This window comes from Prauserella oleivorans (genome assembly GCF_042685745.1).
GTDB lineage: Bacteria > Actinomycetota > Actinomycetes > Mycobacteriales > Pseudonocardiaceae > Prauserella_A > Prauserella_A oleivorans.
In genome coordinates this window covers 2980435-2992681 of record NZ_JBHUNT010000001.1, presented here as the reverse complement: position 1 = coordinate 2992681, position 12247 = coordinate 2980435, and the positions used below count along the sequence as shown (strand labels likewise).

The 12247-nt window shown below is 72.0% G+C and carries 6 protein-coding genes and 1 pseudogene; 3 read left to right on the top strand and 4 right to left on the bottom strand.

The features are described from left to right. Positions 1 to 36 precede the first annotated feature (36 nt). The 3 genes from recD to ACFSZT_RS14610 are packed head-to-tail and all read right to left on the bottom strand — an operon-like array spanning position 37 to position 5257. Complete coding sequence (recD, locus tag ACFSZT_RS14620; RefSeq protein WP_377392014.1) at positions 37 to 1857, bottom strand: exodeoxyribonuclease V subunit alpha; 1821 nt, start codon at positions 1855 to 1857, stop codon at positions 37 to 39. Next, entirely contained in the window at positions 1854 to 5126 is a 3273-nt protein-coding gene (locus ACFSZT_RS14615) for a UvrD-helicase domain-containing protein (protein WP_377392017.1), read from the bottom strand. The genes recD and ACFSZT_RS14615 overlap by 4 nt, the downstream gene beginning before the upstream one ends. Next, positions 5123 to 5257 carry a hypothetical protein gene (locus ACFSZT_RS14610; protein WP_377392019.1) on the bottom strand — a complete coding sequence of 45 codons (135 nt, stop codon included), beginning with the start codon at positions 5255 to 5257 and terminating at the stop codon, positions 5123 to 5125. Before ACFSZT_RS14610 ends, ACFSZT_RS14615 begins: the two co-directional genes overlap by 4 nt. Before the next feature lie 34 nt (positions 5258 to 5291). On the opposite strand from ACFSZT_RS14610, the gene ACFSZT_RS14605 reads away from it, so the two are divergent. Continuing rightward, positions 5292 to 6506 (top strand): IS30 family transposase, encoded by a 1215-nt coding sequence (locus ACFSZT_RS14605; RefSeq protein WP_377478261.1) that lies wholly within the window; start codon positions 5292 to 5294, stop codon positions 6504 to 6506. Positions 6507 to 6562: 56 nt separating this feature from the next. Here ACFSZT_RS14605 and recC read toward each other — a convergent pair. Then, positions 6563 to 9748: pseudogene (gene recC, locus ACFSZT_RS14600) on the bottom strand (exodeoxyribonuclease V subunit gamma); the annotation flags it as partial. Positions 9749 to 9784: 36 nt separating this feature from the next. Here recC and ACFSZT_RS14595 point away from each other — a divergent pair. Then, positions 9785 to 11395, top strand: a complete 1611-nt coding sequence (locus tag ACFSZT_RS14595; RefSeq protein WP_377392581.1) for an FAD-dependent oxidoreductase — start codon at positions 9785 to 9787, stop codon at positions 11393 to 11395. Continuing rightward, a complete protein-coding gene (locus tag ACFSZT_RS14590) occupies positions 11392 to 11958 on the top strand; it encodes a nuclear transport factor 2 family protein (protein ID WP_377392584.1) in 567 nt (188 codons plus the stop codon). The genes ACFSZT_RS14595 and ACFSZT_RS14590 overlap by 4 nt, the downstream gene beginning before the upstream one ends. Positions 11959 to 12247: the final 289 nt, after the last annotated feature.

The following is a 12247-nucleotide window of genomic DNA, read 5'->3' as shown; positions in this document are numbered from 1 at the left end:
GGGGCCGTCTACTTCGGACCGTGTCGCCCGTCCGGTTCACCACCGCGCGAGACCGGAGGCGCGTAAGGCCTGGCGCCCGATGGCGGCCCGCACCGTCTCTTCCCGGCCGACGATCCTCACCCGTCGCCGGGCGCGGGTGATGGCGGTGTACAGCAACTGCCGGGTCAGGATCGACGATTCCTCCTCGGGAAGGACGACGGACACGCTGTCGTACTGGCTGCCCTGACTGCGGTGCACGGTCATCGCGTACAGGGGCTGGACCGCGGCGAGCCTGCTGGGCGGGAGCAGCAGCAGCGAGCCGCCACGATCGAAGGCCGCTGTGAGGCCGTCCTGCCTCTGGACCACGACCCCGCTGTCGCCGTTGCTGAGCCCGGTGTCGTAGTCGGTCTCGGTCACCAGCAACGGCTGTCCCGCGTATCGGTGCTCCGGATCGAGCGACCTCCCCCGCGCGGCGACGGTCCAGTCCAGCACACGCTGGGACCAGCGGCGCACTCCGTAGGGGCCTTCGCGGTGCGCGCACAGGAGCCGGTGGGTGTCGAGTGCCTCGAGCGCGGCGGGGATGTCACCGCGCTCGGCGGCGTCGATGAGCGCGAGGCCCGTGCTGGTCACCTCGGCTCGCACCGCGTCGAGGTCGTCCGGTTCGTGGAAGGTGACGGAGTGGGCACCGGAACGCAGGATGGCCACAGCCTCGTCGGCCGCACCGCGGCGGACCGCATCGGCGAGCAAGGCCAGGGCACCGGTGAACCGGTGTCCCCGGCTCAGGCGGATCACCGCGCTACCCAACCGCTCGCGTTCCCGCTCGTCGAGCGGTGCGTCGCCGCCCGGTGCAGCGGCAGCCGGGTTCACCAGCCTGGCGAGCGCAGGGTTCGCGGGCCGGGTGACCGGGCGCGCGATGAGATCGGCGAGAACGGCGCCCGCGTCCACCGACGCCAGCTGGTCGGGGTCGCCGAGCAGGATCAGCCGGGCGTCGGCGCGCACGGCTTCGACCAGCCGGGCCATCATCGTCAGCGACACCATCGACGTCTCGTCGACCACGACGACGTCGTGCGGCAGCCGATTGTGGGCGTGGTGAGTGAAGCGGCTGCGGTTGTCGCGTCGTGGGCCGAGCAGGCGATGCAGGGTGGTCGCCGCCAGGCCGTCCGGGAGCCCGAGCTCCGCCGCCTGCCCGGTGATCGATTCCTGCAACCGCATGGCGGCCTTCCCGGTGGGGGCGGCCAGCGCGACCCGGAGCCCCGGGCCGTGCAGCGTGTGCAGCAGCGCCAGGATCCGGGCCGCCGTGTGGGTCTTGCCGGTCCCGGGTCCGCCGGCGACGATCGTGGTCCACTCGGTCGCGGCGAGTGCGGCGGCGATCCGCTGCCGGTCCGGACCGTCGCCACCCGGGAAGAGTGCGTCGAGCCCGGCCGCCAGGGCGTCGAGGTCGACGTCGGGGCGGCTGCGCTCCCGCGCGGCAAGCACGGCGCGGATGGTGTCCTCCTGCCGGTGGTAGCGGGTCAGGAACAGCAACCGGCCGCTCGGCGTGTCCGCCAGGGTCAGCGGCGTGAGCGGGCCGGCCGGTCCTCCCGTCACGAGCGGGCTGCGGCGCAGGGCGGCCCACAGGGCGTCCGGGTCCGGCCACGGCAGCGCCTCCCCCTCGGCGCCCGAAGCGAGTGCGGGCAGCCGATCCAGCTCCAGGCAGACCGAGCCGAGCCGAAGCGCGCGCACGCCGAGCGCCACCGCGAGCAGGACGGGTTCGCGCGTCTCGCCACCGAGCGCGCCGAGCCGGTAGGCGACGTGCACGTCGGCCGGTTCGAGCACGCCGGCGTCCTCGAACGTCCGCAGCATCCCGGTGGCCCGCCGGGTCGTCAGTGGTCCGGTCATGTCGCCGCCAGCAGGTCGGACAGGGCGGTGACGAGCGCGGCGGGTGGCCGCCACGAGAACACGCCACAGCCGGGCGGTGTGTCCGGGCCGACCATGCCGCGCAGGAACAGGTACCGGGCGCCGCCGAGATGCCGGCGCGGGTCGTAGCCGGGCAGCCGCCACCTCAGGTACCGGTGCAGCGCGACCAGATACAGCAACGCCTGCAACGGGTAGTGGGCGCGGATCATCTCGGCGACCATCGCCTCCTGGCTGTAGTGGCCGGTGTGGACGCATCCGGCGGCGAGCTTGTTGGTCTTGTAGTCGACGACCATGAACTCCGGGCCCGCGGGCCCGGTTCTGCGCAGCACGGCATCGATGCTGCCCGTGAGGAATCCGAGCAACGGCGGTGGCCGCAACGTGGCGAGCACGTCCACGTAGCCGGCGAGCGGGTCGTCGGCAGGCAGGTGCGCGTGGACGAGCTCGGCCAGGCTGGACACGGACACCCGGGTCGGCACGGGGAATTCGAAGTCGAGCTCCGTCAGCCGGTCGGCCGGGCTCACGTCGGCGAGCGTGCCGTCGCCCAAGGGTGTGCGCAGTGCGGCCGTCACCGCCGTCGCCAGCGTCACGACGTCCACGTCGGACATCCGCCGGGCGGCGGCGTCGGCACAGCGCTGTCGCACCTCCACCGCGAGATCGCCGGCGGAGGTGTCGATCCGTTCCAGGATGGTGTGCACCAGCGAGCCGAACTCCCGGCCAGACGGCAGGTCGTTCATCAACGATGTCGTCGCGCTCCCCTCCCCGAGCCGCGCCGGGGCGAGGGGTGGGGTGTCCGGCTCGTCGACGGTCACCCTCTCCTCGGGCTCGCTCGCGGAACCCGGGCGCTCGTGGGTGGCCGCGGTGAGCGCGCTGTAGGAGGCACGGCGCCAGCTCGAGTCGACGGATCGGGTGAAGGCGGCGACGGCCAGTTCCGGGTGTGGTTCGACGGGCGGTTGCCAGTACCGCCGGGCGGGCACGTCCGGGACCTGCTCGATCTCGATGGTGCCGCCGGCGGGCTTCGCCCAGTCCGAGAACCGTGCGGCGAGGTCGGCATCAGCGGGAACCGGCGCGGCGCCGGAGGGTGTCGCGTGGCCGTCGGCGCGGCCGAAGAGCAACCGGTGCAGCGGACCGGACCTCGTGGTGGCCGTCGGCGCCCACCACGCGACCACCCGGCACATCGCCCGGGTCAGCGCGACGTACAGCAGCCGCAGGTCCTCCCCTTCCTCCTCGCGCTGGTGCCGGGTCTTGCGCTCGGCGTACCCCGGCGCCCGGCGGCCGCCGACATCCCGGACACGGTGGTCGTCCTCGTGCAGCAGCAACGACTCCACGTTCTGTGGTTTCGCACCGTCCCAGCCGAACGGCAGGTACACCACGGGGTACTCGAGGCCCTTCGACGCGTGGATGGTGACGATGTGCACCGCCGCGCTGTCGCGGTCGAGCATCCGGCTGCGGTCGGCGGAGGTGACACGCTGCTCCTCGGACATGCGTGCCGACAGCCAGTGGATCAGCGCGGTGAGCCCGAGCGACTGTGCGGTCGCCGCACGGTTGAGCAGCTGCGCGAGGTGACGGATGTCGGTGAGCATCCGCCCGCCGCCGTCCATGCCCATGATCCGCTCGTCCAGCCGGGTCCGGCCGGCAAGCCGTTCGACCATCGCGGCGACGCCGGCCTGGGCGAAGGTGGCCCCGAGTTCCCGCAGCAGCCCGGCGAGGTCGGCGACCAGGTCGTCGCCGCCGGTGTCGAGCTCCGCTGCGCTCACCCCGATCAGTGGCGTCAGCGCGGCCAGCCGGACCCGGGCGGGGCGATGCGGGTGCTCGATCCCCTGCAGCAGCCGCAGCCACTCCTCCGCCGCCGGGGTCGTGAACACACTCGTGCCCCCGGCCAGTACGCTCGCGACACCCGCTTCGTGCAGTGCGTCCCGGACGAGGGCGATCTGCGTGCGATTGCGCACGAGCACCGCGACGTCGCTGGGCACCAGGGGACGCCGATCCCGGTCGGTGCCCAGTGCGGGCCTGCTCTCCAGGAGCGCGACGACGTCATCAGCGAGGTCGGCGGCAATCCGGCGGCGCACGGCGTCCACGGCCGGGAACCCCCGCGTGTTCTGTGGCCCGCACCCGGTGCGATCGACGTAGCGCAACCGCAGCGGCGCCGACCCCGGCAGCCGCGCCGCGGAGATGGCGGGCGCCACCGGGTGGGCCATGATCTCCGGGTGGCCGAGCGCCGCGCCCGCGTACACCTGCTCCAGCGCCGTCAGCAGTCCCGCGTCGCTGCGCCAGTTGGTCTCCAGTGCGAGCCGGTGGTCCGCCGCGCGGACGGCGTCGAGGTAGGCGAGCACTTCCGCGCCACGGAAGGCGTAGATCGCCTGTTTCGGGTCCCCGACCAGGATCATGGTGACGCTGCCGTGGAACGCGAGGCGCAGCACCTCCCACTGCACGGGATCGGTGTCCTGGAACTCGTCGACCAGCACCACGCGGTAGCGCTCGCGCACCCGGCGGCACGCGGCCGGACCGTGCACAGGGTGCGCGAGGGTGTCGCGCAGCAGCACGAGCAGGTCGTCGAAATCCCGGATTCCACGCCTGCGTTTACGGCGCCGCACCTCGTCCCGGGCGGCTTCGGCGAAGGCGACCCGCCGGCCCGCGACCGTGTCGGGCGGCGCGTCGGCTGGCGCCAGGGTTGCCTGGGCGTCACGGATCGCCGCCCAGGCCGCCTCCCGCGCCTCGGACAACGGCAACAGCGGCTCGTCGGCGTCGCGATACCCCGCCAGGTACAGGTCGGAGATCACCTCCTCGGCGAGGTCGTCGACCGACTCGACGAGCACCGCGTCGGGTTCCCGCTCCCCTGCCGTGCCCAGGCTGTCGAGCATCTGCTGGCAGAAGCCGTGTGTCGTGGCGATGGTGGCGGCGTCGAAATCGGACACCGCGCGCAGCAGCCGGAGCCGCCGCGCTCGCACGCTCTGCTCGTCACCACTGGCCAGATATGCCAGCAGCGGGTCGGTCCCGGTGCGGGCGCGGCGGGGATCGGCGAGCGCGGCGGCGGCTCCCACCAGCCGGGCGCGCGTGCGCTCGCGCAGTTCCTGGGTGGCGGCGCGGCCGAAGGTGACGAGCATCAGCTGGGACAACTCCGCCACGCCCTCGGCGAGGTAGCGGGTGGCCAGCCCGGCGATCGCGTACGTCTTGCCGGTGCCCGCGCTCGCCTCGATCACCGTCGTGCCGGAGGGCAGCGGTCCCGTCAGGTCGAACCGTGATCCCTGGCTCACAGCCGCCCCACCTCCTCGACGGCCAGCAGCGGATCCCACACCCGGCGGGCGAGCGTCGCGAACCGCGACGTCTCCCGCGACCAGTCCTCGCCCGGACGCGGCGGGTCGTTCCAGATCCGGTCGAACGGCACCCCTTAGGTTCAGGGAGTCAGTGCAACACCCGTCATGACGAGGGGTTTTGTGTTGGGGCGTCCTGCGATATCAGTCGAGGTTCAGCGCTCGTTCTGGGAGTGGATCCGTAGAGGCGAGATCATCGACATCGCTGCCGCGGCGGTCGGCGTGTCGAAGACGGTGGGCTGGCGGTGGTTCCGTGAGGCTGGCGGGGTGATGCCGCCACCATGGTGTGAACCCTCTGGCCGCCCCGCTCGCCTGTCGTTCGCCGACCGGGAGGAGATCGCCTGTCGCCGAGCGGCCGGCGAGGGCGTTCGAGCTATTGCGAGGGCGATCGGTAGATCGCCCTCGACCGTCAGCCGCGAGCTGACCCGTGGTACTCGTCGGCCGAAGACCGGTTACCGGGCAAGTGTCGCTCAAGCACTGGCTGACAAGCGTGCTCGTCGTCCCAAGATCGCGTTGCTTCGTCGTGATACCCGGTTGCGCGCCTATGTTGAGCGACAGCTGGTGCTCAAGCACAGTCCCGAGCAGATCAGTCAGCGGTTACTGATCGACTTCCCTGACGATCCGGAGATGCGCGTGTCCCACGAAACGATCTACCAGTCGCTCTACATTCAAGGGCGGGGCGCGCTGAAACGTGAACTGGCGCAATGCTTGCGGACCGGTCGCGCACTGCGCAAGCCTCAGCGCAAGCCCGACCAACGCCGCAGCCGACATGCTGGTGCGGTCTCGATCAGCGAACGGCCTGTCGAAGTCGAGGACCGAGCAGTACCGGGGCACTGGGAGGGAGATCTCATCACCGGGGCCGGAAACGGCTCCGCTATCGGCACGCTCGTCGAACGAGCAACCGGGTTCGTCATGTTGTTGCATTTGCCGCACACGCACAAGGCCCTCGACGTCCAAGAAGCGATGACGACGACAATGTCCAGGCTGCCGGGGACGCTGCGCCGGACGTTGACCTGGGACCAGGGGCAGGAGATGGCCAACCACATCCAGATCGCCGCGGCGACCGACCTGGAGATCTATTTCTGCGACCCGCACTCGCCCTGGCAGCGCGGCACCAACGAGAACACGAATGGCCTTCTTCGGCAGTACTTTCCGAAGTTCACCGACCTGTCCGGCTACCACCCGGACTACCTCGAGTTCGTCGCGGCCGAACTCAACAACCGGCCCCGCAAACGCCTTGGCTGGCGCAGCCCAGCCGAGGCGCTCGATCGGCTACTCTCGCAACCAGACAGCAATCTACCCGGTGTTGCGCTGGCCAGTTGAATCCACCCCCCACGGCCGTGCACGAAGCACACGGCATCGTCGGCCCTCTCACCGGGCACCTTCGCCGATCCGTTCCACTCCGCCGCGGCGTCCTGGCGGGCCTCGTGTTCGTCCATTCCGGCCAGTCGCCGGCTCGCATACCGTTCGGCGGCTTTCGGGCTCAACGGAAGCGGGTCGGCCAGTCCCCGCTCGTACACGTCGGCCAGCTGCTCGAGCACCGCGCGCGGGTCCGCGGGCACCACGAGGATCGATCCCCGCGCGGTGGGCGCCTGCGCCTTGGCCGGGCCGATCGTGACGGCTTGCCAGGCGTTGTCACCGGTCGTGGCGGCGACCGCGAGCAACCGCATCCACGCGGAGAGACGCTGCCGCGCCGACAGCGCCGAGTACGACGCCTGGAGCAGCACCCGGCCGCGCACACCGGCGACGGTCCCCGTGAGCCGGCGACCGTCGGCGAGATCGACCGACACGTCGACCGTCCCAGCGGGCTCCGCGAGATACGGCGCCGCCGCGTTGAGGACCACCTGCACGCCGTCGCCGATGGCGCGAACGGCGTGCAGGCCGAGCCGGCCCGCGGGCAGCGTTCCCCGGCGCAGTTCGGCCTGGCAGAGGTCCGGCACGGCAGCACCGGCCACGGCGGCGGAAAGCATGCGCGTGCCGATCTCCCAGCGGGTGAGCCCGTCGAGGGCGAGCGGCAGCGCGTCGTCGACCTCGTCGGCGGGACCGGGCAACGTGACGCCCAGGCGCTGCCGCAGGAACGCACGCGCCGGATTGGCCAGCATCGCCACCAGGTCGTCCAGCTCGAGGTCGGTCTTCTCGCGCGCGGGCAGCGGCGCGCGAAGGAACCTGGTCGGGGGTGCCGGGTGCCGGGCAGCCCGCGCCGCCGCGTACGCGTGCCGGTCGAAGCTGAACGGGTCGGGCGCGGCGAAGTTCGCGGCGTCGAACGGCTGGAGCGGCTGCCGGGTCACCACCGAGTCGGGTTCGGTCACGGTCGCCTCGACGGCATCGATGAGCTCAGCCAGTGGCGCCGCGGGCGGACGCGTCGCGCCGGTGACCGGGTCCGCTCCCGTGTAGCAGACCAGGAGCCGGTCGGTGGCCGACATGACCGCATCGAGCAGGAGTTGCCGATCCTCGCTGCGCGGGTCGCGTTCCCCGACACACGGATCCCTGGCCAGAAGGTCGTCGCCGTCGACGCCGCCGCGGCGGGGAAACGTGTCGTCGTCCAGGCCGATCAGCGCGACCACACGGTGGGGTACCGACCGCATCGGCACCAGCGTGCACACGGTGAGCTCGCCCGTGCGGAAGTTGGCGCGGGTGGGACGGGCGGCCAGCCGCCGCGCCAGCATCGAACGGACGTCGGCCAGCCGCAGCCGCGTCCCGCCCGCGTGCTCGGTGGCCTCGGCCAGCTCCCGGTTCGCCTGGATCCGTTGCCACGCCTCGTCCGGCGGGACCTCGGCGAGGAGGTCGAGGGCGCTGCCGAGCGCTTCCGTCCACGCCGTCGCTTCCTGGTCCCCGGCGAGGGACTCCAGGACCTCGCCGAGCCGGTCCACGAATTCGGCGAACCGGCCGGCCAGTTCCACGTCGCTGGAGTCCACGTCGTCCAGCGGCACCGCCAGGCCCAGCCAGTCCGGAGTGCTCTCGTCGGCGGCCACTCCGAGCAGCAGCCGGTCCAGCGCCGTGGCGAAGGTGTTCTGCCGGACCTCGCGGAGTCCGTGGGCGGCGCGTTGCCGGGGCCCCAGCCCCCAGCGAGCGCCCGCCGCGCCGGTCCACGCCCGCAGTGTCTCCAGGGCCTCGCCGCTGAAGCCGAACCGGCGGGCGACGGGCCCGCTCGCGGCGAGATCCAGCACCTCCCCGGCCGTCACTCGCGCGTCGGCCAGCCGCAGCAGGGTGGCCGCGAGATCCAGCAAGGGGTTGGTGTGTGCCAGGCCGCGGTCGGCCAGCCGTACCCGCAGCCGGTGTCCGGGGTGCTCGCCGTCGTCCGGCCGGCCGAACGCCGCCGTGATCAGCGGGGCGAAGCTGTCGACGTCCGGGCACATCACGATGATGTCGCGCGGCTGCAGGGTCTCGTCCGCGTCGAGCATGCCGAGCAGCGCTTCTCGCAGCACCTCCACCTGCCGGGCCGGTCCGTGGCAGGCGTGGATGGCGATGCTTGCGTCGTGGGCGACCCGGCCCGCCGTTCCGGGCGCCCGTTCCGCCGCGATGTCGGCGTGCACGGCGGCGAGCGTGCCCACGCCCGGCCGTGGCCCCGGATGGTGCATGCTGGTGCGGCCGCGCAGCCGGTGCTGCAGCTCACGGACGTCCCGGGAGAGCCCAGCCAGCAGCGGGTTGTTCAGCCGGAGAGCGCTGTCGTCGTCGGCGCGCCGCCGCGGTGCGGCACGATCGGCGAGCGCGTCCCACATCACCGGGCTGGGGTGGGTCAGCCACAGGTGGACGTCCCGGTGCACGGCGAGTGCGTCGAGCACCTCCAGGTGCGCGTGGGTGAGCCGGGTGGCCCCGAACAGCGATACCCGCTCGGGCAGGTCCACCAGCCCGGGGTCGGTGGCCAGGCGCCGGCAGGCTTCGCCCAGGCGTTCGGCCGGGCTCGCGGCGCCGATCCGGTCCCGCACCCGGCGCCACAGCTCGGGTTGCCACGTGAGGTCGTCGGCCACGGCGGCACCGGCGCCGTCGGAGTCGGCACCGGTTGCCCAGTCGGTGAGCATGGCGGGGCGGTTGTCGCCGTAGCCGGTGAACAGACGGGCCAGGGCCTCGGCGGTGCTGTACCGGCGGCCGCGGCGGTGCGAGCCTTCGGGCTCGTCCGCGCCCAGGTGGTGCGCCAGCGGGGCGCACCACGGTTCGGCGAGCGAGGCGTCGATGACGTCCAGCACCGTCCACACCAGGCGTGCCGGTGTCCACGGGTCGTCCTCGGGGGCGAGGCCCTGGGCAGCGGCCAGGGTATCGGCGACGAGCCGGTCGGGATGGGGGAACGCGATGTTCGCCGCGATCCCGAGTGAGCTCCCGAGGCGCTGCGTGAGCCAGCGCTCGACACCCTTCGCGGGCACCGCGATGACGTCCGGCGCGAACGCCTCCCCCGGAGGGGCGCGCAGCACCTCGGCGAGCGCGTCGACCAGGGTGTCGGCGCGCTCCGCGCGGTGCACCGTGAACACCGTCCACCTCCCGGTCTCGTCCGGCCCTGGTGATTCCGGCGATCTTACGGCCGGGGAGGCCCGCTGCGCTCGTTCAGCGGCATTGCAGGCCGGAAAATCCATTAGTATGGTTATCCTCGATCGAGGACGGGAGAGCTCATGGACGAGTTCGATGTCGTGGTGCTGGGCAGCGGCGCGGCGGGGCTGATGGCCGCATTGTCGGCCGCCGACGCGGGAGCTCACGTCGGCGTGTTCGAGAAGGCGTCGCTGATCGGCGGCACGACCTGCCTGTCCAGCGGGGTGGCGTGGCTGCCGAACAACCGCTACGCCCGGGAAGCCGGCGTCGCGGACTCGCGCGAGGAGGCGCTGGCGTACCTGGGGTCGTTGTCCCGGGACATGATTCTTCCCGGCATGGCCGAGGTCTTCGTGGACAGCGTCGACGAGCTCACCACCTGGCTGGAGACGCGGACACCCCTCGGGCTCAGCCTCGTGCCCGGCTATCCCGACTACCACCCCGAGCACCCCGGCGGAAAGCCCGCGGGAGGACGGTCCGTCGAGCCACGGCTCTTCCCATTCGGCCGGCTGGGTGAGTGGGCCGATCGGCTGGTCGGGCACACCCGGCCGATGATGGTGCGCGAGACACCGATCGGCGGAGGCACCGGCTTCATCGCCGCGGAGGAACAGCGCAGGCGCGAGGACCAGCGGCTCGAGGGGCTGGGGCGTGCCATGATCGGTGCGCTGCTGACAGGCTGTCTCGACCACGGCATCGAACCGGAGCGCGGGGCCCGAGCCGTCGAACTGGTACGCGAGGGCGACCGGGTGACCGGCGTACGGTTCGACGGCGGCCGGGAGGTGCGTGCGCGGCGGGGCGTGGTGATCGCCACGGGCGGCTTCGAATGGGACGCCGACCTGGCGCGCGATTTCCTGCGCGGGCCGATGGTCTACCCGGCGACCGTGCCCACCAACACCGGCGACGGGCTGCGGATGGCCATGAAGGTCGGCGCGCGCCTGGGCAACATGCGCGAGGCCTGGTGGGTGCCGGTCTGCGTGCTGCCGGGACAGGAGAACTACGGCGAGCAGGCGGTGTACCTCGTCCTCCGTGAGCGCACCGTGCCCCGGTCGATCATGGTGAACCGCAAGGGCGTGCGGTTCACGAATGAAGCAGCCAACTACAACGCGCTCGGCGGTTCGTTCCACCAACTCGACCCGGCGAGCTTCGACTACGTCAACCAGCCGTGCTGGCTCGTCTACGACGCCGGGCATGTCGCCGAATACGGCGGTTTCCAGCTGCCGCCGGGGCAGGCTCCGGAGTGGGCGCACCGGGCCGACTCGATCCCCGAACTCGCCGGGAAGATCGGCGTGGACCCGGATGCGTTGACCGCGACCGTGGCGCGATGGAACGACCTGGTCGCCCAGGGCAGGGACGCCGATTTCGGGCGCGGCGACAGTGCCTACGACGGCTTCGTCGGTGACAAGCGCGCCTATCCGGGCGCGGCCTCGACGCTGGGTCCGGTGGACACCGCACCCTTCTACGCCGTCGAGCTGCACATCAGCACGCTCGGCACCAAGGGCGGGCCGCGGACCGACATCGACGGCGCGGTGATCGATGTGGACGGAAATACCATTCCCGGGCTGTACGCGGCAGGCAATGCGATGGCCGGGCCCACCGGGATGGTCTACGGCGGGGCGGGCGGCACGCTCGGTCCTGCGCTGGTGTTCGGATATCGCGCCGGGCGGCGCGCCGCTGTAGCGACAGGAGGTCGACGTTGACGGACAACACTGCACTAGCCCGCAGGATCGGACGCATCGAGGATCGTGCGGCGATTCAGGATCTGGGCGTGATGTACGGATACATCATGGACGAACGGGACATCGACGGGATCCGGCGGATATTCTGCGAGGACGCGACGTTGCGGTCGGCCGACGGGGTGTTCGCGGCCGAGGGCATCGACAAGATCGTCGAGACCTACCAGGGCCGGTTCGCCGCGCTCGGCCCCACCAACCACTTCACACACGGGCACGTGGTGACCTTCGATGACGCCGACCCCGACGTGGCGCGCGGTCTGCTCGCCTCACATGCCGAGGTGGTGCGCGACGGCAAGCCGATGGTCGTCGCGCTGCGATATCAGGACACGTACCGGCGAACCTCGACCGGCTGGCGGTTCGCCGATCGGCTCATGTCCTATATGTACTACACCGAGGTGACCGAGTACGCGAACGTACTCGGCAAGGCGCTGCGGGTGCGCGCCTACGGCGACGAGCGTCCCGCCGACTGGCCCGAGGTCCTCGACAGCGGGCAACCCCCAGCGTGGATCAAGGACTACCTCGGCTGAAGCCGTAGTCTCGGGCGGCTGAGCGCTCAGGGTAAACCCGGCACCGGCTCGCCGGTACCCCGTGGAGGCTGCCGGTGGGTCGGGCCCGGCCACCCTCCGTCGCGGCGTCGACGTCGACTGAACATCCGGCCGCGACCGCATACGCGCCTTTGGTCAGGGAACCACTACCCGACCTCCCCCGACCGCCGGTGAGCGAGACCGCGAACCCCGCCACGGAGCCCGCTGTCCTGCCGACGTCGGCTACGCGCACGTGACGGCACCGTCGGAAACAAGTCGTGCGTCCCCTGTG

Coding starts and splice junctions, on each gene's coding strand:
- recD (WP_377392014.1), bottom strand. CDS start 1,857: ATGACCGGACCACTGACGACCCGGCGGGCCACCGGGATGCTGCGGACG.
- ACFSZT_RS14605 (WP_377478261.1), top strand. CDS start 5,292: ATGACGAGGGGTTTTGTGTTGGGGCGTCCTGCGATATCAGTCGAGGTT.
- ACFSZT_RS14595 (WP_377392581.1), top strand. CDS start 9,785: ATGGACGAGTTCGATGTCGTGGTGCTGGGCAGCGGCGCGGCGGGGCTG.